The organism is Pseudoflavonifractor sp. BSD2780061688st1 E11, assembly GCF_005844125.1.
In the GTDB taxonomy this organism is placed as follows: Bacteria; Bacillota; Clostridia; order Lachnospirales; family Lachnospiraceae; genus Sellimonas; species Sellimonas catena.
This window is the reverse complement of the sequence record NZ_SPHM01000010.1, coordinates 15,573-32,988: the sequence shown is the minus strand read 5'-3', so window position 1 is coordinate 32,988 and position 17,416 is coordinate 15,573. Positions and strand designations below refer to the sequence as shown.

The window sequence follows — 17,416 nt, the reverse complement described above, 5'->3', positions numbered from 1 at the left end:
GAAACATGGATGAAATCGTAATGCGTGCTCTGCTGTATGATTTTTACGGCGAACTGCTGACAGCAAACCAGAAAGAAATATATGAACAGTTTATGCTGGAGGATCTTTCCCTCGGTGAGATTGCCGAAGAGAGAGGCATCAGCAGGCAGGGGGTCCACGATACGATCCGTCGGTGCGAAAAGGCGCTGGAGGGGTATGAGGAGAAGCTCCACCTGATCCGGAAGTTTCTTACAGTAAAAGAGAAGGTACATCAGATTGACCGTCTGCTGGACACCTGGCAGGAAAAGGAGAAAGAGACTCTGATCCGCGAGATCCGGCAGATTTCAGATGAAATCATAGAGGAGTTATAGAATGGCATTTGACAGCTTAACAGAGAAACTTCAGAATGTATTCCGGAATCTGCGAAGCAAGGGACGGCTGACAGAAGAGGATGTAAAGGCGGCCCTCAGAGAAGTCAAGATGGCTCTCCTGGAAGCCGATGTAAACTTCAAAGTTGTAAAGAGCTTTATCAAAAACGTGCAGGAACGCGCGGTCGGACAGGATGTTATGAATGGACTGAATCCTGGACAGATGGTAATCAAGATCGTAAACGAAGAGCTTGTCTCTTTGATGGGGTCTGAGACTACGGAGATCAAGCTGGAACCTGGGAAAGCAACGACCGTCATCATGATGGCAGGGTTACAGGGAGCCGGTAAGACGACCACTACCGCAAAGCTTGCAGGGAAATTCAAGCTCAAAGGCAAGAAACCGCTTCTGGTTGCCTGTGACGTTTACCGTCCGGCGGCGATCCAGCAGCTTCAGATTAACGGGGAGAAGCAGGGTGTAGAAGTATTTTCCATGGGAGAGAAACATAAACCTGCAAATATCGCCAAAGCGGCCATGGAGCATGCGGCGAAGAACGGAAACAACATTGTAATCCTGGATACAGCCGGACGCCTTCATATTGATGAAGACATGATGGAAGAACTTCAGGAAATTAAAGAGGCAGTGACCGTACACCAGACGATCCTTGTGGTGGATGCCATGACTGGTCAGGACGCGGTCAATGTTGCAAAGGAATTCAACGATAAGATTGGAATAGACGGTGTCATTGTCACAAAGCTTGACGGTGATACAAGAGGCGGTGCCGCACTTTCCATCAAGGCCGTGACAGGATGTCCGATCCTGTACGTTGGTATGGGCGAGAAGCTCTCCGATCTGGAACAGTTTTATCCGGACCGGATGGCGTCCAGAATCCTTGGCATGGGTGATATCCTTACCCTGATTGAAAAAGCGGAGGCTGACATCGACGAGGACAAAGCAAAAGAGATGTCCCAGAAACTTCGTAAGGCCCAGTTTGACTTTGAGGATTATCTGGAGTCCATGAAGCAGATGAGAAACATGGGAGGCCTTGGGAATATCCTCGGCATGCTTCCGGGAATCGGCGGCATGATGGGAAAGAAAGGCAAGATGCCTGACATTGATTCCGACGATGCACAAAGGAAGATGGAGCGGATGGAGGCAATCATCTACTCGATGACAGTCAAGGAGCGGAGAAATCCGGACATCCTGACACCTTCCAGAAAGCACCGGATTGCAAAAGGCGCCGGAGTGGACATCTCGGAAGTGAACAAGCTGTGCAAGCAGTTTGAACAGATGAAAAAGATGATGAAGCAGATGCCTGGAATGATGGGCGGCAAAGGTGGTAAAAAGGGAAAATTCAAATTACCTTTTTAACATAAATAAAAGAGAAACAGTATAGTGGAGGTGAAACAAATGGCAGTAAAAATCAGATTAAGAAGAATGGGACAGAAAAAAGCTCCTTTCTATAGAATCATCGTAGCTGATTCCCGTTCCCCAAGAGACGGTAAGTTCATCGAGGAAATCGGTACTTACGATCCGACAAAAGATCCGAGCGTTTTCAAGGTAGACGAAGAAGCAGCAAAGAAATGGTTAAACAACGGAGCACAGCCGACAGAAGTTGTAAGCAAGATTTTTAAAGCAGCTGGTATCGAAAAATAGTCCAGACGTCGGAGGTGCCTGCATATGAAAGAATTAGTAGAAGTAATTGCGAAAGCTCTGGTTGATGAACCGGATCAGGTAGTAGTTACGGAAAAGGTGGAAGGCAGGACTACGGTCATCGAAGTTCATGTGGCAGAAGGCGATATGGGTAAGGTGATCGGCAAACAGGGCCGTATTGCGAAAGCAATTCGTTCTGTTGTAAAGGCTGCCGCCGCAAAAGAAGACAAAAAGGTAGTCGTAGATATCACTTAAGCAGTGATGTCTGCGGACTGCAAAAGCAAGAACAGGCTGCCATGCCGGGCATGTGCGGGACTGTTCTTCATTTTTATAGAGAAGGAGAAGCGTATGGAACAGTTTCTGCAGGTGGGAGTGATTTCAAGCACACACGGAATCAGAGGTGAAGTAAAGGTCTTTCCTACCACGGATGAGAAGACACGCTTTCAGGAGCTGAAAGAAGTCATACTGGATACAGGAAAAGAACAGATGACGCTGGAGATTGAGAATGTCCGTTATTTTAAACAGATGGTCATTCTGAAGTTCAGAGGAATCGATAATATAAATGATATCGAGCGCTATAAAGGCCGCCCGCTTCTCGTTGCAAGAGAAGACGCCGTGCCGCTTGATGAAAACGAATACTACATTGCCGACCTGATCGGCATGGATGTAGTGACGGAGGACGGTTCCTGTTTCGGACGCCTGAGCGATGTCATGGAAACAGGCGCAAATGATGTTTACATCATTCAGACAGAAAAGCAGGGAGAAGTTCTGATTCCGGCCATCCGCGAATGTATTTTGGATGTGGATCCGGAAAAGAGGCAGATGAAGGTTCATCTGATGAAGGGACTGATCCAGTAACAGGAAGGAAACAAAGATGAATTTTCACATTATGACATTGTTTCCGGATATGGTAGAACAGGGATTGAAGACCAGTATCATCGGGCGTGCCGAGGCAAAAGGTCTGTTATCCATTGACGCGGTCAATATCCGGGATTACGCATTTAACAAGCATCAGAGCGTGGATGATTATCCATATGGAGGCGGAGCAGGAATGCTGATGCAGGCAGAGCCGGTTTTTCAGTGCTATGAGGCCGTCTGTCAGAAGACAAAGGCATCAAAGGAAGGAAAAAGACCGAGGCTTGTCTACCTGTCTCCACAGGGCAGGACCTTTAACCAGGAAATGGCGGAAGAATTCGCGAAAGAGGATGAATTGATCCTGCTTTGCGGCCACTATGAAGGGATTGATGAGAGAGTACTGGAAGAGATTGTGACAGATTATGTCTCCATCGGAGACTATGTCCTGACAGGAGGAGAACTCGCGGCTATGGTCATGATAGACGCAATATCAAGGCTGGTACCTGGAGTCCTTCACAATGATGTTTCGGCAGAGTTTGAGAGTTTTCAGGATCACCTTCTGGAATACCCGCAGTATTCCAGGCCGGAGACGTGGCACGGAAAACAGGTGCCGCCGATACTTCTTTCCGGTCATCATGCGAACATTGAAAAGTGGAGAAGGGAACAGTCAATTATCCGGACTGCTGAAAACAGGCCGGATCTGCTTGAAAAAGCAGAACTTACGGAAAAAGAGCAGAAATTCCTCGAAGAATATAGAAAAAACAGCTTGCAATCCTAAAGACTATATGATACACTAGGACTGTTGTGAGAAGAAAGAGATGGTCCTCTGATACGGTATATCAAGTATTAAGAACGTCAAAAGAATCAAGGAGGTCACACAATGAACGAAATCATCAGAAAGATTGAAGCAGAACAGCTCAAAGAAAACGTACCACAGTTTAACGTGGGAGACACTGTAAAAGTTTACGGTAAAATCAAAGAAGGAAACCGTGAAAGAATCCAGGTGTTTGAAGGAACTGTATTAAAGAAACAGGGCGGAAGCACAAGAGAAACTTTCACAGTAAGAAAATTTTCCAACGGTGTGGGCGTTGAGAAGACATGGCCGCTGCACTCTCCAAACGTAGAAAGGGTAGAGGTAGTAAGAAGAGGTAAAGTCAGAAGAGCAAAACTTAACTACTTAAGAGGCCGTGTAGGTAAGAGAGCAAAGGTCAAAGAATTAGTTAAATAGGACATGGGAAGGGGCAAGGTACATTCATGTATGATTGCCCCTTTTGTGTTAAATAAACAGGTATGTTACATGAAGAAAAGAATACAGTTTGGAAAAGAAAAAAAGCAGATTGATTATGACCTGATCCGTACTGTCGGAATCTGGGCATTTAAAATTATTCTTGTATGCCTGCTGGCACTTGTCATTGTGTTTTATTTTGGAAGACAGGTAAAAAATTCAGGAGATTCCATGCGTCCGGCAGTGCTGGACGGGGATATCGTTCTGGTAAACCGAATGATTTATGACGCAAGCAAGCCAAAACGCGGCGATATTATTGTATTCAAGCCAAACGGCAATGAAAACGCCCGATCCTATATCAAGCGGATTATCGGACTTCCCGGAGAGACTGTTCAGATCAAGGACGGGGAAATCTATATTGACGGCGAGAAGCTGGAAGAAAAGTACGAAACAACTGCCATTGAGGATGCCGGAACCGCTTCGGAGGAGATAACTCTGGACGGAGATGAGTATTTTGTTCTGGGCGATAACCGCAGGAACAGTGAAGACAGCAGAATGGCAGATATCGGGAATGTAAAACGTTCCGAGATCGAAGGCAAAGCATGGTTTGTTCTTTCGACAAAAGGAAATTTTGGATTTATATAGATAAAAGGAGGCACCTATGCATTTTCAATGGTACCCGGGTCATATGACCAAAGCGAAAAGAATGATGCAGGAAAATATCAAACTGATTGACCTGATTATCGAACTTGTGGATGCGAGAGTTCCGGTCAGCAGCCGGAACCCGGACATCGATGAACTTGGAAAACAGAAAGCAAGACTGATCCTTCTGAACAAGTCAGATCTGGCATCGGAAGGATGCAACGAAAAATGGGAGAAGTATTTCAAAGATAAGGGCTTTTCCGTTGTGAAGGTGAATTCCAGAAGCGGAGCAGGGATCAAATCCATCAACGGGGTGATTCAGGAAGCCTGCAGGGAGAAAATCGAACGTGACAGAAGACGCGGTATTTTGAACAGACCGGTCCGTGCCATGGTAGTCGGAATTCCGAATGTAGGAAAGTCGACCTTTATCAATTCCCTGGCTGGAAAGGCCTGCACCAAGACCGGAAACAAGCCGGGTGTGACAAAGGGGAAACAGTGGATCCGTCTGAATAAGCAGGTGGAGCTTCTGGACACACCTGGAATTCTCTGGCCGAAGTTTGAGGATCAGGAAGTCGGGATGAAGCTGGCTTTCATTGGATCAATCAAAGATGAGATTTTAAATACAGAAGAGCTTGCTGCAGAGCTGATCCGGCGTTTGCAGGGCAGATACCCGAATCTGACGGAAGAACATTATGGGATAGAGGAAAGCCGGGATCCGTACGAAACACTGCGTTTGATCGCAGAAAAGAAACACTGCCTGACAAAGGGAGGAGAGCTTGACTTAGAGAAAGCGGCTGTATTATTTATGGATGATTTCCGAAGCGGAAAGCTTGGAAGGCTGACGCTGGAAATTCCGGAGGATTACGAATAAGGGGAGACAAAGATGAAACAAGAGGATAAAGAAGAAAAGGGGAAAAGGAAATCAGCTGCGAGGGAAGTGCTGGACTGGATCATCTATATTGGCATTGTCCTGCTGCTTTCCTGGCTGATTATCACATTTGTCGGAGTACGCACTGTAGTAGACGGCCGGTCCATGGAGCCGACACTTCATGACGGAAACAACCTGATTGTAGATAAGCTGTCGTACCGTTTCCGTGATCCGAAACGTTATGAAATCATCGTTTTTCCGTACAAATATGAAGAGAATACATATTATATCAAACGGATTATCGGCCTGCCGGGAGAGACGGTCCAGGTGAAAGACGGGGAAGTCTATATTGACGGGAAACTGCTCGGAGAAGACTACGGGGCAGAGTCGATGGAGGATGCCGGAATTGCCGCGGAGCCGATTCAGCTTGGCGACGATGAATATTTTGTCCTGGGCGATAACCGGAACCACAGCTCGGACAGCCGGGACGCCAGTGTCGGAGTACTGAAAAGGGAGGATCTGATCGGAAGAGCCTGGATCCGGATTTATCCGTTTGATGAAATGGGGTTTGTTGTACATGAGTAAAACAATCAAAGAAATAAAAGAAGAGTTCGGGCGAACCTCTGTGGAGAGCTGGAATGCGCTTTATTCGGAATACGAAGGTGATTCCCGTTCCGGCGTTCAGAAACTGCTTCACTCTTTTCGGAAGCAGGAGGAGGCCAGAAAGCAGGAGCTGATACGTCTGGAGGAAATGTGCCGGTACGAAAAGAAATATGAGTCCTATGATTATATCTGCGGGATTGACGAAGTGGGGAGAGGACCGCTTGCCGGCCCGGTCGTAGCGGCGGCAGTGATCCTGCCAAAGGACTGCCAAATTCTCTATATCAATGATTCAAAAAAACTTTCGGCCAAAAAGCGGGAAGAGCTTTATGGCGAGATCATGGAAAAAGCGATTGCAGTAGGAATCGGGATGGCGGGACCGCAGAGAATTGACGAAATCAATATTCTGCAGGCGACTTATGAGGCAATGAGGGAAGCAGTGAGTAAGCTGACGGTCCGGCCGGATCTGCTGCTCAATGATGCGGTCACGATTCCGGATGTCCTGATTCCACAGGTCCCGATCATCAAAGGAGATGCGAAAAGCATTTCCATCGCCTGTGCCAGTGTTATTGCAAAAGTGACAAGAGACCGGCTGATGGTGGAATACGACAAGGTACTTCCGGAATATGGATTCGCGTCCAATAAAGGGTATGGATCCAAAGACCACATCGAGGCACTGAAAACATATGGACCGTCCCCGATTCACAGAAGCACATTTATCACACACTTTGTGTAACGGAGGATGCCGGATGAATCAGAAAGACAAAGGAAATGCTGCGGAACATCTTGCGGCAGCCTTTCTGGAGAGAAAAGGCTTTCAGATTCTGGAACGGAATTTCCGCTGCCGTGCCGGGGAGATTGATCTGATTGCGAAGGAAGGGGACTGTGTCGTTTTCGCAGAGGTCAAATACCGGAGCAGCACGTCCCTTGGACGGCCGGAGGAAGCGGTTGACCAGAGAAAGCAGCGGCGGATCTGCAGGGCTGCACTTTACTATCTTACAACCCATGGGCTTTTGGAGAGTCCGGTCCGCTTTGATGTGATTGCCGTCCTTGGAGAGGAAATCACGCACTTTGAACATGCATTTGAATTTCAGGAATAACAGGTAACAGATTATGAAAACATGGAAAACAACAAACAATCAGAATGATATTGTGTGCCGCACCGGAGCAGGAGACGTTCCGTATCTGTCGTTTCCGCTTCTTGAGCAGAGCGGTCTGGTACATCATGGATTCTCCACCCGCATGGGCGGAGTGAGTACCGGAATCTATGAGAGCATGAACCTGAGTTTCACAAGGGGAGATGAAGATGCATCTGTCCGGGAGAATTTTGAACGGTTCGGCGCTGCAATCGGCGTCCGGACTTCTGACATGGTCTTTTCCAGACAGACACATACGTCCAATGTCCGTATTGTCACAGAGGAGGATCGTGGAAAAGGAATTGTCTGTCCGGTAGATTACGATAATGTTGACGGCCTTGTCACCGATGTGCCGGGACTCTGCCTTGTGACATTTTATGCAGACTGTGTTCCGCTGTTTTTTCTGGATCCGGTCAGGAAAGTGATTGGTCTGTCCCATTCCGGGTGGCGCGGGACTGTGGCAAAAATCGGCCTGGAAACGGTGAAGAAGATGCAGGAAGTCTATGGAAGCCGCCCGGAGGATACTCTGGCATGTATCGGCCCGTCCATCTGCCAGTCATGCTATGAAGTGAGCGGAGATGTCATTGATGCGTTCCGGGAGTCTTTTTCTCCCAGGCTTTGGGAAACACTGTTCTACGAAAAACCGGACGGGAAATATCAGCTTAACCTCTGGAAAGCAAATGAAGCGGTCTTTGCCGAGGCCGGCATTTTGACGGAACACATTGCGGTGACGAATATCTGTACGAACTGTAATCCGGAGCTATTATATTCACACAGGGCGTCCGGCGGCAGACGGGGGAGTCTTGCCGCCTTTCTTGCCCTGAAAGAAACACAGGAGGGAAATCAACCACCATGTATTACACACTTCTGACAGAAAATGTAACAGAGAGGGTAACCGAAAATATTCAGCAGGAAGTTGAGACACAGACAAACTTTGCTGTCAATTTCCTGAATGAAAATCTGCCAAAGGTCATTGAATTCGGAATCGGTGTGATCTTTGCGCTGATCTTTTTTGCGATCGGAAGGGTTTTGATCAACTGGGTACGGAAACTCGTCCGCGCTTCCATCGAACGGTCCAATGCAGACAAAGGGGTAGAGCAGTTTGTGGATTCCTGTCTTAAGACGGGGCTGTATGCAATACTGATTTTAACAATTGTTGTGCGTTTTGGAGTGGATACTTCTTCGGTAGCAGCGCTTCTTGCTTCCGGAGGTGTGGCAATCGGTCTTGCGTTACAGGGAAGCTTGTCAAACTTCGCCGGAGGAGTGCTGATTCTTCTTCTGAGACCATTTACAGTAGGAGACTATATTATTGAGCATACGGATAATCTGGAAGGAACTGTTAAAGAGATTCAGATTTTCTATACAAAGCTTTCCACTGTTGACAACAAGACGATCGTTATACCAAACGGAAGTTTATCAAACAACAGTCTGACCAATGTAACAGCGATGGATCTTCGACGGCTGGATTTTTATGTCAGAATCGGATACGATGAGGATCTGCAGTCTGCTCAGAAGATTATCCGGCATGTAATGGAGCAGGAGCCGGAAGTAATCAAGGATAAAGAGCATACGGTTTTTGTGGATGATCTGGCAGAAAGTTACGTGAGACTTTGCGTAAGACTATGGCTGAAATCCGATGTATACTGGGATATACGGGCGAGTATCATGGAAAAGACGAAACTTGCACTTGACGAAGCGGGAATCCGCTTTGCCGGACAAAAGATGGAAATTGTCATGAAAGAATGACAGAATCATAAAAAGGCGGCAGAGAGCATCGCGTGAAAATCATGACGGATGCCTCTGCCGTTTTTCTTACATGGAATAGATCTGATATTCCTCTCCTTCCAGAGTTTTCCAGTGAAAGGTACCATTTTCAAGAATCATATAGCTATGCCGGCTGTTCTCTTTTGGAAGAGAGACAGATCCCGGATTCAGATAAGTAAAGGTCTCTGTTTTTGTACATGCAGGCACATGAGTATGTCCGTGAAGCAGGATATCTCCTTCCTGAAGAAGCGGTGGTGTCTGCAGATTATACTGATGACCATGTGTAACAAAAACCATCCGGTCCTTTTCGGAAATCAGACAGTAGTCTGCAAGAATAGGAAAGTTGAGAACCATCTGATCGACTTCGCTGTCACAGTTTCCACGCACACAGAAAACACGTGATGCAAGAGGATTGAGCAGTTCAATCACCTTCTTCGGATCATATTCCGCAGGAAGATCATTGCGCGGGCCGTGATAGAGGATATCTCCAAGAAGAACCAGACGGTCGGCGGATTCGTTTTTAAATGCTTCCAGCATTTTCTTGCAGTAAAAAGCAGATCCGTGGATATCGGATGCAATAAAATATTTCATAGCAGTATTCCTCCTTTTCTCCAAAAGTGTATCACAGTCTAAAAAAATACTCAAGCTCTGCCCGATCGTGATTTGACAGAAAAAGGATCCATCCGATATAATAAGTGGCAGAATCATACTGCCTTTTCAGGTGGAAGAAAGGAATAAAAACATGCGTGTAATAGCAGGAAGTGCAAAACGATTGCAGCTAAAAACGATAGAAGGGCTTGACACAAGGCCGACAACAGACCGGATCAAGGAGACACTGTTTAATATGATTTCCCCGGAACTTGCCGACTGCCGGTTTCTTGATCTGTTCAGCGGCAGCGGAGCCATCGGGATTGAAGCATTAAGCCGCGGCGCGCGGACCGCGTATTTTGTAGAAAAAAACCAAAAGGCGGCAGCCTGCATCCGTGACAATCTGAAACATACCAGACTGGAGGATCGGGCGGTCCTGATGAAAACGGATGTCATCAGCGCACTGAGAAAAATGGAAGGAGAAGCGCCGTTCGATTTCATTTTCATGGATCCGCCGTATCATGCGGGAGCAGAGTTTGAAGTATTTGATTATCTGAGATCTTCTTCACTTGTCAGCGAGGATACCCTGATCATTCTGGAGGCGTCTCTGGACACGGATTTTAGCTTTCTTGACGAGATGGGATACGAGATTATAAAAGAAAAAAAATATAAAACAAACAGGCATATTTTTGTCGAAAGACGTTGAGTTCTTTCGTGGAACGTGATAGAATAACAAAGTAAATGACAGGATTTGTCGAAGTAAGAAGGAGAGTGTAACTATGAGCAGCCGAATTGAGCAGATTATTGATGAAATTGAGGAATACATAGATAATTGTAAGTTCCAGCCATTATCCACGACAAAGATTATTGTGAACAAAGATCAGATCGACGAGTTGTTGAGAGAACTCAGAATGAAGACGCCGGAAGAGATCAAGCGTTATCAGAAGATCATCGATAATAAAGACGCAATCCTTGCAGATGCCCAGACAAAGGCAGATACGATGATTCAGGAAGCAAAAGCAAAGACAGACGAGCTTGTAAGTGATCATGAAATCATGCAGCAGGCATATGCACAGGCAAACGAGATCGTAGCGGCTGCTACGGAACAGGCACAGCAGATTATTGACAGCGCGACTGAGGATGCAAACCAGCTCCGCATGGGTGCCATGGGATATGCAGATGATCTGATGGCAAAAGTAGAAAATATGATCGGACATGCGCTGGATAATTATACATCCAAGTATGACAGCCTTGTCAATTCCCTTCAGGAATCTTACGACATGGTACGCAATGACCGCGAGGAACTCCGGATTCAGGATGAGACAGAAGCAGAGTTCGCTCAGGCTATGGATGAGGAATAATAGCTGCTACAGTATTTGAATATAGAGATACGCCATGAGACTGGCTGCCGCACCGGCAGCCAGTTTTTCTGCAATGTACGGAGTGATTTTCAGACCACTTCCATTCAGCATGCCGTTTGTCTGTGCACCGGCACAAAATCCTCCGAAGGCACAAAGTCCCATGATACAGGCATAGCGTAACGAAAAGGGAAGAGGGAGTGTTTCCAGCATTACCACTCCATTTGTGATCTCCAGAAAAGAAAGCAGCAGCCTGCCTGGAAGAGTACCGGCGAAGGGGAGCTTGCACGCAAGTTCCAGAAATACGGAAAATACAATAATATATCCCCCGATTTTGGTTATCGTTTCAAAGCTGTCCATAATTGACAGATCAAGTACATCCATGGAAAAACGTCCGTTGTCTCCGTGAAAAACTGTCGGTGCCGGATGGGTTTCTTTTTTCAGATAGATCCTGCAAAAGGCGAAGCTCAGTACCACGGGAACAAGAAGAAAAATTATCATGGATCCAAAGACAAGAGAAGGGTCCCCGATCGTCTGGCATACTACAAACCCGGCCATAAAACCAGGGCTGGTATTATTGCAGAAAGAGAGCAGATATGCCCCCTCGCGGGATGAAATCCTCCGGTCCCGCACCAGATCCGCCGTGACCTTCGCACCCATGGGATAACCGCATAAAAATCCGGTAAGCACCGCAAAGCAGCCGCCCGGACTGACAGAAAATAAAGGTCCGAGGACCGGATAGACAAGGCGTGAAATGTGCCGGATCAGACTGGTCCTCAGCATGATATTGACAATAATCAGAAAAGGAAGCAGAGTCGGAAGTACCGTCTCAAACCAGAGCAGCAGCCCGTTCCTGGCCCCCTGAAATACATCTCTCGGAAACAACAGCATGATGACAAATAGGAAAATCGTGAAAATGACAAAAAAATAACGTTTCAAAATTGTTCCTTTGGTAAAAATAGTCAATAAATTGTATGAAAAATATGGTGATTTTAGAAGCACTATGCTATAATAAGTTCAGATTTGGTAAAAAACGAGAGAAAGGGAGATAACAATGGCAGTACTGGAACAATTAGAACCAAAAAAAGTATTTCAGATTTTTGAGGAGCTTTCCTCTGTTCCGCGAGGAACATTTTACGATGAGAAAATCAGCAACTGGTGTGTGGACTTTGCAAAAAAACGGAATCTGGAATACATACAGGACGACGCGGGGAACGTCATTATCAAAAAGCCGGGAACACCTGGATATGAAAATTCGGAGCCGGTCATTCTGCAGGGACATATGGATATGGTCTGCGAGAAAGTGGAGGGCTCAGATCACGATTTTGAGAATGATCCTCTGGAGCTTTATGTAGAAGACGGATATGTAAAAGCGAAAGGAACAACACTTGGCGGTGACGACGGAATTGCCATTGCCTACGCATTTGCGCTTCTCGACAGCGATGATATTCCGCATCCGCCGCTGGAAGTTATTGTGACAACAGACGAAGAGATCGGAATGGGCGGAGCCAATGCCCTTGACATGTCACAGATCAAGGGAAATATTTTCCTCAACATCGACGGAGAAGAGGAAGGCATTATTCTTGCAGGCTGTGCAGGAGGTGTTCTTGAGACTTTGAAGATTCCTGCAGAGAGGGAAGAAAAGAGCGGTTCTGTGATGAGAATCAAAGTAAGAGGACTCCGGGGAGGACATTCCGGATCCCAGATCCACGAGCAGCGTGGAAACGCAAATAAAATCATGGGAAGAATCCTGAATCATCTCGATCAGGGTACTGAGATTGCTCTTGTATCCGTAAGTGGAGGTTCCAAAGATAATGTCATTGCCGGTACGGCAGAAGCAGTAATTGCAGTGGCAGATCCGAAGAAGGCTCAGGAGATTGTATCTGACATGGAAGCTACATTAAAGGCAGAGTTTTCCTCTGATGAACCGGATCTTCAGGTTCCGGTTACCGTCACGGAAGAGACGGTACAGGCACTCACAAAAGAAGTCACAAAGAAAGTGATTTTTGCAATGGTCTGCACACCGTACGGTGTACAGGGACTCAGCAGAGATCTTCCAGGTGTGGTAGAGACTTCCCTGAATCTTGGTATTGTAAAAACTGATGAGACAGCCATCTCCCTGATGTACTATCTGAGAAGCAGCGTGAACTCCCAGATGCAGGAATTAAAATCCATTTTCCGGACATGGGCTGAAATGCTTGGAGGCACTCATGAAGAGAGTGGAGAATATCCTGCATGGATGTATCAGAAAGAATCAAAAATACGTCCTCTGATGGCGGAAGCATACAAGGAAGTCACAGGTAAGGATGCCGTGATTTCTACTGTACATGCCGGACTGGAATGTGGCCTTCTGTCTGCGAAAAAGCCGACACTGGACTGTGTTTCCTTCGGACCGGATATCCCGGATGTACACTCTGTCAATGAGCGTCTGGATATCGAGTCAACCGCGCGTGTATGGGAAATGATCAAAGTGGTTCTCGCAAAACTGAAATAAAACAGAATGTGGACGCCGCGCCGGTGACAGGAATGCTGCCGGCGCGGAACTCTTTGTTTAACAGGAAACTCCGTTCCCTGTTAAACAAAAAACGCTCCGCGGGATGCGCACTCGCGCAAAGCAGAAATTAGTCGCTAAAGCGACCGCGCTCGGCGCGAGAGTTCCGCAAGCGGAACTCTTTATTCTGAAAAGGAGGATATTATGGAATTACAGAATGCATTGGAAACAAGAAGAAGTATCCGGAAATATCAGGCAAAACCGGTGGAGCCTGAGAAAATCCGCCAGATGATCCAGGCGGCTATTCTTGCTCCGTCCTGGAAGAATTCTCAGGTTACGAGATATTATGTCGCACAGTCTGAAGAGGCACTGAAAAAGGTAAGAGAAGCGCTGCCGGAGTTTAACCGCAATAATACAAAAGATGCCCCGGTTCTGATCGTTTCCACCATCGTTAAGGGCCGTTCCGGATACAATGTGGATGGTACTGCCTCCAATGAACTGGAAGACGGCTGGGGATGCTACGACTGCGGCATGCAGAATATGAATCTGCTTCTGAAAGCGACCGAACTTGGTCTGGGAACCCTTGTAATGGGAATCCGGGATGCCGGGAAACTGAAAGAGGTATTTGAGATTCCGGAAGAAGAGATCGTTGTCAGCGTGATCGGAGTCGGATATGCGGATGTAGATCCGGAAATGCCGAAGAGAAAAAGCGTCGATGAAACCGCGAAATTTTATTAAATTCAAATCTGAAAACAAAACTGCCGGATTCCCTGATGAACCGGCAGTTTTTGTTTAACAGGAAACTTCTTGTCATATCCCGGCCGGACATTTCATACTACTAGTCAAAAAGGGGGAAGCTGGCACATATGCAGAGACGCAGAGGATATATGCAGTTTCTGATACTGGTTCTTCTTCTGATTCTGGAAGGAGCTGCCATTCCCAAACTTCAAAATGACGCATCCTATTTTTCCCTTGGCAAAAGCGTTGTTTCGGAAGAGTTTTTCCGCAGTCATGAGCTGACAGAGGAGATGGTCTTGTATATGAGAACTTCCAAAGAACCGGGACGGGCGGCCGGACTGTTTCTTCTGGAACAGAACTTCCACTCGGATATTTCTTTTCCTTCACTGACAAAGCAGAATTTTCAGAAGATCGAAAAACAGTGGCAGGCCAGCCCGTCTTATTCCGCCTATATGGCAGCCTGCGAAAAGATCTGGGCGGATGTCCGGTATTTTCCGGTTATGTTCTGGAAAGAGGAGCCGGATCTTACCGTCACCTACGAAGATTCCTGGATGTATGAGCGGACTTACGGAGGAAAGAGGGGACACGAGGGGACGGATCTGATGGCATCCGAAAATAAAAGAGGGATTTTCCCGATTGTCAGCATGACGGATGGAACGGTCACAAGTAAAGGATGGCTTCCGAAAGGAGGATGGCGGATCGGGATCACGGCACCTCATGGAGGCTATTTCTATTACGCTCATCTGGATTCTTACGCGGATGTGGAAATCGGGGACGAGATAGAGGCAGGAGATCTGATCGGATATATGGGTGACAGCGGATACGGAGACGAGGGGACAACGGGTAAATTCCCGGTACACCTGCATCTTGGGATTTATCTGGAAGAGCCGGACGAAGAAATCAGTATCAATCCATACTGGATTCTCCGATATGCGGAAGACTCCAAACTTTTCTGTAGAAAAAGTGACTGAAGCATGGAGAATTTGCTGCAGGTATGGTATACTGACTCTGTATGCGAAAGGAGAAAATATGGAGTTACCAAAAGCATTTGAAGAGAAAATGAAAACCCTTCTGGGTGAAGAATTTGATGCATATACGGCCTGCTATGAGGAGCCGCGCTACTATGGCCTCCGTGTCAATACTTCCAAAATCAGCGTGGAAGAATTCCAAAAGATCTGTCCGTTTTCCATTACCCCGGTTCCGTGGATCGAAAACGGATTTTATTATGACGGAGAAAAAGAAAGCCCGGCCAGACACCCGTATTATTACGCAGGTCTTTATTATCTGCAGGAGCCAAGTGCCATGACACCGGCCAACCGCCTGGATATTACACCGGGGGAGAGGGTGCTGGACGTCTGTGCCGCTCCCGGCGGAAAGGCGACGGAACTTGGAGCGAAGCTTCAGGGAGAGGGCGTTCTGATCGCCAATGATATCAGCAACTCCCGGGCCAAGGGACTTTTAAAGAATCTCGAACTGTTCGGAATCGGAAATATGCTTGTTCTGAGCGAGGAGCCGGGAAAGCTGATGGACTACTTCCCGGAATATTTTGATAAAATTCTGATCGATGCTCCGTGCTCCGGCGAAGGAATGTTCCGGAAAGATAAAAAGATGATGAAGGCATGGGAGGAACACGGCCCTGAGTTTTTCTCAAAACTTCAAAGAAGCATTCTGACCCAGGCCGCAGCAATGTTGAAGCCGGGCGGAATGCTTCTGTATTCCACCTGTACGTTTGACCCGCTGGAAAATGAGGGAAGCGTCTCCCGGCTTCTGGAACAGTATCCGGAGTTTGAACTTCAGGAGATCCGCCCATATGAAGGATTCCGGGAAGGCCGCCCGGAATATGCTTCCATCCGTCAGGAAGAGTTTCGTAAAACCGTCCGGATTTTCCCACATCACATGAAAGGCGAGGGACATTACCTTGCCCTTCTGAAAAAGGGGAACGGGGAAGGTTCCGAAACACAGACATCCAGGATTCACCCGGCGAAAGGAAGAAGTGCTTCCTACGAGAAACTGCCGGAAGATCTGAGAAATTTTTTGCAGCTTGTGCACCGTCCGTTTGATGCCGGCCGGTTTGATATCCGTAAAGACCGGGTTTACTATATGCCGGAAGGCCTTCCGGATCTTACCGGCATCCGCTTTTTGCGAAGCGGTCTTCTCATTGGAGAACTGAAAAAAGGAAGATTTGAGCCAAGTCAGGCGCTTGCCATGAACCTGAAAAAAGAGGAATATGAGAATATTCTCGATTTTCCGCTTTCAGATGAGCGTGTGATCAAATATCTGAAAGGTGAGACGATTCTCACCGATGATCTGACCGGGCCGAAAGAAAAGGGATGGTATCTCGTCTGCGTGGACGGATATCCGCTTGGATTCGGAAAGCTTTCCCAGGGCACGTTGAAGAACAAATATCTTCCAGGATGGAGATGGATGTCATCATGATGCGGTTAGATCGGATTTTAACAGAGATGGGAGCAGGCAGCCGGCAGGAAGTCAAAAAGCTGATCCGCAAAGGACAGGTCAGCGTGGATGGAGAGATCATCAAAAAGCCGGAGGTCAAAGTAGAGGAAAAAACCGCCAGGATCCGGTGCCTTGGCATTTCGTACCGGTATGAGCCTTATGTTTATTATATGCTCCACAAACCGGCCGGTGTCGTATCTGCGACAGAGGATTCCAAAGAGCGGACCGTACTGGAGCTGCTGGAGAATCCGGCACGAAACGATCTCTTCCCGGTGGGACGCCTTGACAAGGACACAGAGGGGCTTCTGCTTCTGACAAACGACGGAGAGCTGGCCCATCGTCTCCTGTCACCGAAAAAGCATGTGGACAAGACATACGAGGCTGTGATTTCCGGTATTGTCACGGAAGAGGACGCAGCCGCGTTTGCACAGGGAGTGGATATCGGAGACGATACTCTGACGCTTCCGGCAGTGCTGGAAATTTTAAAGACCGATCCGGAACAGAATTGTTCCGAAATTTCCATCACAATACAGGAAGGACGCTATCACCAGATCAAACGGATGTTTGAGGCGGTTGGAAAGCACGTTGTCTATCTGAAACGAATCCGGATGGGGACACTGAATCTGGATCCGGCGCTCCCAAAAGGAGCATCGCGCCGGCTGACAGAAGAAGAGATTGATGCGTTAAAACAGGCCTGAA

23 protein-coding genes are annotated in these 17,416 nt (G+C 47.3%); 21 read left to right on the top strand and 2 right to left on the bottom strand.

What is annotated here, in order from left to right:
* Window positions 1-5: 5 nt before the first annotated feature.
* From ylxM to FGQ85_RS06305, 14 genes are all read left to right on the top strand, one after another.
* Entirely contained in the window at window positions 6-350 is a 345-nt protein-coding gene (gene ylxM / locus FGQ85_RS06370; RefSeq protein WP_138372973.1) for a YlxM family DNA-binding protein, read from the top strand.
* Window position 351: 1 nt separating this feature from the next.
* A complete protein-coding gene (ffh, locus tag FGQ85_RS06365; RefSeq protein ID WP_138372972.1) occupies window positions 352-1,716 on the top strand; it encodes a signal recognition particle protein in 1,365 nt (454 codons plus the stop codon).
* A gap of 39 nt (window positions 1,717-1,755) precedes the next feature.
* Window positions 1,756-2,001, top strand: a complete 246-nt coding sequence (rpsP, locus tag FGQ85_RS06360) for a 30S ribosomal protein S16 (RefSeq protein ID WP_087167828.1) — start codon at window positions 1,756-1,758, stop codon at window positions 1,999-2,001.
* Between the two features lie 24 nt (window positions 2,002-2,025).
* The gene (locus FGQ85_RS06355) at window positions 2,026-2,253 is read left to right on the top strand and encodes a KH domain-containing protein (RefSeq protein WP_087167829.1); all 228 of its coding nucleotides are present in this window, start codon (window positions 2,026-2,028) and stop codon (window positions 2,251-2,253) included.
* Between the two features lie 93 nt (window positions 2,254-2,346).
* The gene (rimM, locus tag FGQ85_RS06350; RefSeq protein ID WP_138372971.1) at window positions 2,347-2,856 is read left to right on the top strand and encodes a ribosome maturation factor RimM; all 510 of its coding nucleotides are present in this window, start codon (window positions 2,347-2,349) and stop codon (window positions 2,854-2,856) included.
* 16 nt (window positions 2,857-2,872) lie between these two features.
* Window positions 2,873-3,631 (top strand): tRNA (guanosine(37)-N1)-methyltransferase TrmD, encoded by a 759-nt coding sequence (gene trmD / locus FGQ85_RS06345; RefSeq protein ID WP_118636301.1) that lies wholly within the window; start codon window positions 2,873-2,875, stop codon window positions 3,629-3,631.
* Window positions 3,632-3,733: 102 nt separating this feature from the next.
* Window positions 3,734-4,081 carry a 50S ribosomal protein L19 gene (gene rplS, locus FGQ85_RS06340; protein WP_087167831.1) on the top strand — a complete coding sequence of 116 codons (348 nt, stop codon included), beginning with the start codon at window positions 3,734-3,736 and terminating at the stop codon, window positions 4,079-4,081.
* Window positions 4,082-4,150: 69 nt separating this feature from the next.
* Entirely contained in the window at window positions 4,151-4,723 is a 573-nt protein-coding gene (gene lepB, locus FGQ85_RS06335) for a signal peptidase I (RefSeq protein WP_087252400.1), read from the top strand.
* Window positions 4,724-4,739: 16 nt separating this feature from the next.
* Window positions 4,740-5,591, top strand: a complete 852-nt coding sequence (gene ylqF, locus FGQ85_RS06330) for a ribosome biogenesis GTPase YlqF (RefSeq protein ID WP_087167832.1) — start codon at window positions 4,740-4,742, stop codon at window positions 5,589-5,591.
* A gap of 12 nt (window positions 5,592-5,603) precedes the next feature.
* Window positions 5,604-6,173 carry a signal peptidase I gene (lepB, locus tag FGQ85_RS06325; RefSeq protein ID WP_138372970.1) on the top strand — a complete coding sequence of 190 codons (570 nt, stop codon included), beginning with the start codon at window positions 5,604-5,606 and terminating at the stop codon, window positions 6,171-6,173.
* Window positions 6,166-6,924, top strand: coding sequence for a ribonuclease HII (locus FGQ85_RS06320; RefSeq protein WP_138372969.1), 759 nt, complete (start codon window positions 6,166-6,168; stop codon window positions 6,922-6,924). Before lepB (FGQ85_RS06325) ends, FGQ85_RS06320 begins: the two co-directional genes overlap by 8 nt.
* Window positions 6,925-6,937: 13 nt before the next feature.
* Window positions 6,938-7,288: a YraN family protein gene (locus tag FGQ85_RS06315; RefSeq protein ID WP_087167835.1), complete on the top strand. Its 351-nt coding sequence runs from the start codon at window positions 6,938-6,940 to the stop codon at window positions 7,286-7,288.
* Window positions 7,289-7,301: 13 nt separating this feature from the next.
* Window positions 7,302-8,195, top strand: a complete 894-nt coding sequence (gene pgeF / locus FGQ85_RS06310; RefSeq protein WP_118636298.1) for a peptidoglycan editing factor PgeF — start codon at window positions 7,302-7,304, stop codon at window positions 8,193-8,195.
* Window positions 8,177-9,070 carry a mechanosensitive ion channel domain-containing protein gene (locus tag FGQ85_RS06305; protein ID WP_087167837.1) on the top strand — a complete coding sequence of 298 codons (894 nt, stop codon included), beginning with the start codon at window positions 8,177-8,179 and terminating at the stop codon, window positions 9,068-9,070. The genes pgeF and FGQ85_RS06305 overlap by 19 nt, the downstream gene beginning before the upstream one ends.
* 66 nt (window positions 9,071-9,136) lie before the next feature.
* On the opposite strand, the gene yfcE is transcribed toward FGQ85_RS06305, so the two are convergent.
* Window positions 9,137-9,679 (bottom strand): phosphodiesterase, encoded by a 543-nt coding sequence (gene yfcE, locus FGQ85_RS06300; protein WP_087252338.1) that lies wholly within the window; start codon window positions 9,677-9,679, stop codon window positions 9,137-9,139.
* Window positions 9,680-9,830: 151 nt separating this feature from the next.
* Between yfcE and rsmD the strand changes: the two genes are divergently transcribed.
* Both rsmD and FGQ85_RS06290 read left to right on the top strand, forming a co-directional pair.
* Window positions 9,831-10,382, top strand: a complete 552-nt coding sequence (rsmD, locus tag FGQ85_RS06295; protein ID WP_118636297.1) for a 16S rRNA (guanine(966)-N(2))-methyltransferase RsmD — start codon at window positions 9,831-9,833, stop codon at window positions 10,380-10,382.
* 73 nt (window positions 10,383-10,455) lie between these two features.
* Window positions 10,456-11,037 (top strand): ATPase, encoded by a 582-nt coding sequence (locus FGQ85_RS06290; RefSeq protein ID WP_087167840.1) that lies wholly within the window; start codon window positions 10,456-10,458, stop codon window positions 11,035-11,037.
* Window positions 11,038-11,043: 6 nt separating this feature from the next.
* Here the strand turns inward: FGQ85_RS06290 and FGQ85_RS06285 are convergent, their stop codons facing one another.
* On the bottom strand, window positions 11,044-11,973 hold the full coding sequence (locus FGQ85_RS06285; RefSeq protein ID WP_243128495.1) for a transporter: 930 nt from the start codon (window positions 11,971-11,973) through the stop codon (window positions 11,044-11,046).
* 115 nt (window positions 11,974-12,088) lie between these two features.
* Here FGQ85_RS06285 and FGQ85_RS06280 point away from each other — a divergent pair, with 115 nt between their 5' ends.
* The 5 genes from FGQ85_RS06280 to FGQ85_RS06260 all read left to right on the top strand — a co-directional run bounded on the left by FGQ85_RS06280 (window position 12,089) and on the right by FGQ85_RS06260 (window position 17,415).
* On the top strand, window positions 12,089-13,528 hold the full coding sequence (locus tag FGQ85_RS06280) for an aminoacyl-histidine dipeptidase (RefSeq protein WP_087252340.1): 1,440 nt from the start codon (window positions 12,089-12,091) through the stop codon (window positions 13,526-13,528).
* 201 nt (window positions 13,529-13,729) lie between these two features.
* Window positions 13,730-14,263, top strand: a complete 534-nt coding sequence (locus tag FGQ85_RS06275; RefSeq protein ID WP_087252341.1) for a nitroreductase family protein — start codon at window positions 13,730-13,732, stop codon at window positions 14,261-14,263.
* A gap of 128 nt (window positions 14,264-14,391) precedes the next feature.
* On the top strand, window positions 14,392-15,234 hold the full coding sequence (locus FGQ85_RS06270) for a M23 family metallopeptidase (protein WP_243128494.1): 843 nt from the start codon (window positions 14,392-14,394) through the stop codon (window positions 15,232-15,234).
* A 58-nt stretch (window positions 15,235-15,292) separates the two neighbouring features.
* Entirely contained in the window at window positions 15,293-16,699 is a 1,407-nt protein-coding gene (locus tag FGQ85_RS06265; protein WP_087252342.1) for an RsmB/NOP family class I SAM-dependent RNA methyltransferase, read from the top strand.
* On the top strand, window positions 16,696-17,415 hold the full coding sequence (locus FGQ85_RS06260) for a pseudouridine synthase (RefSeq protein WP_171027901.1): 720 nt from the start codon (window positions 16,696-16,698) through the stop codon (window positions 17,413-17,415). Before FGQ85_RS06265 ends, FGQ85_RS06260 begins: the two co-directional genes overlap by 4 nt.
* Window position 17,416 lies beyond the last annotated feature (1 nt).

Bases quoted from the DNA above. Each gene is read 5' to 3' on its own strand.
- rpsP (WP_087167828.1), top strand. From the start codon at position 1,756: ATGGCAGTAAAAATCAGATTAAGAAGAATGGGACAGAAAAAAGCTCCT.
- FGQ85_RS06290 (WP_087167840.1), top strand. From the start codon at position 10,456: ATGAGCAGCCGAATTGAGCAGATTATTGATGAAATTGAGGAATACATA.
- lepB (WP_138372970.1), top strand. From the start codon at position 5,604: ATGAAACAAGAGGATAAAGAAGAAAAGGGGAAAAGGAAATCAGCTGCG.
- yfcE (WP_087252338.1), bottom strand. From the start codon at position 9,679: ATGAAATATTTTATTGCATCCGATATCCACGGATCTGCTTTTTACTGC.
- FGQ85_RS06265 (WP_087252342.1), top strand. From the start codon at position 15,293: ATGGAGTTACCAAAAGCATTTGAAGAGAAAATGAAAACCCTTCTGGGT.
- lepB (WP_087252400.1), top strand. From the start codon at position 4,151: ATGAAGAAAAGAATACAGTTTGGAAAAGAAAAAAAGCAGATTGATTAT.
- FGQ85_RS06270 (WP_243128494.1), top strand. From the start codon at position 14,392: ATGCAGAGACGCAGAGGATATATGCAGTTTCTGATACTGGTTCTTCTT.
- rsmD (WP_118636297.1), top strand. From the start codon at position 9,831: ATGCGTGTAATAGCAGGAAGTGCAAAACGATTGCAGCTAAAAACGATA.
- FGQ85_RS06260 (WP_171027901.1), top strand. From the start codon at position 16,696: ATGATGCGGTTAGATCGGATTTTAACAGAGATGGGAGCAGGCAGCCGG.
- pgeF (WP_118636298.1), top strand. From the start codon at position 7,302: ATGAAAACATGGAAAACAACAAACAATCAGAATGATATTGTGTGCCGC.
- ylxM (WP_138372973.1), top strand. From the start codon at position 6: ATGGATGAAATCGTAATGCGTGCTCTGCTGTATGATTTTTACGGCGAA.
- ylqF (WP_087167832.1), top strand. From the start codon at position 4,740: ATGCATTTTCAATGGTACCCGGGTCATATGACCAAAGCGAAAAGAATG.
- trmD (WP_118636301.1), top strand. From the start codon at position 2,873: ATGAATTTTCACATTATGACATTGTTTCCGGATATGGTAGAACAGGGA.
- ffh (WP_138372972.1), top strand. From the start codon at position 352: ATGGCATTTGACAGCTTAACAGAGAAACTTCAGAATGTATTCCGGAAT.
- FGQ85_RS06315 (WP_087167835.1), top strand. From the start codon at position 6,938: ATGAATCAGAAAGACAAAGGAAATGCTGCGGAACATCTTGCGGCAGCC.
- rimM (WP_138372971.1), top strand. From the start codon at position 2,347: ATGGAACAGTTTCTGCAGGTGGGAGTGATTTCAAGCACACACGGAATC.
- FGQ85_RS06280 (WP_087252340.1), top strand. From the start codon at position 12,089: ATGGCAGTACTGGAACAATTAGAACCAAAAAAAGTATTTCAGATTTTT.
- FGQ85_RS06320 (WP_138372969.1), top strand. From the start codon at position 6,166: ATGAGTAAAACAATCAAAGAAATAAAAGAAGAGTTCGGGCGAACCTCT.
- rplS (WP_087167831.1), top strand. From the start codon at position 3,734: ATGAACGAAATCATCAGAAAGATTGAAGCAGAACAGCTCAAAGAAAAC.
- FGQ85_RS06275 (WP_087252341.1), top strand. From the start codon at position 13,730: ATGGAATTACAGAATGCATTGGAAACAAGAAGAAGTATCCGGAAATAT.
- FGQ85_RS06355 (WP_087167829.1), top strand. From the start codon at position 2,026: ATGAAAGAATTAGTAGAAGTAATTGCGAAAGCTCTGGTTGATGAACCG.
- FGQ85_RS06305 (WP_087167837.1), top strand. From the start codon at position 8,177: ATGTATTACACACTTCTGACAGAAAATGTAACAGAGAGGGTAACCGAA.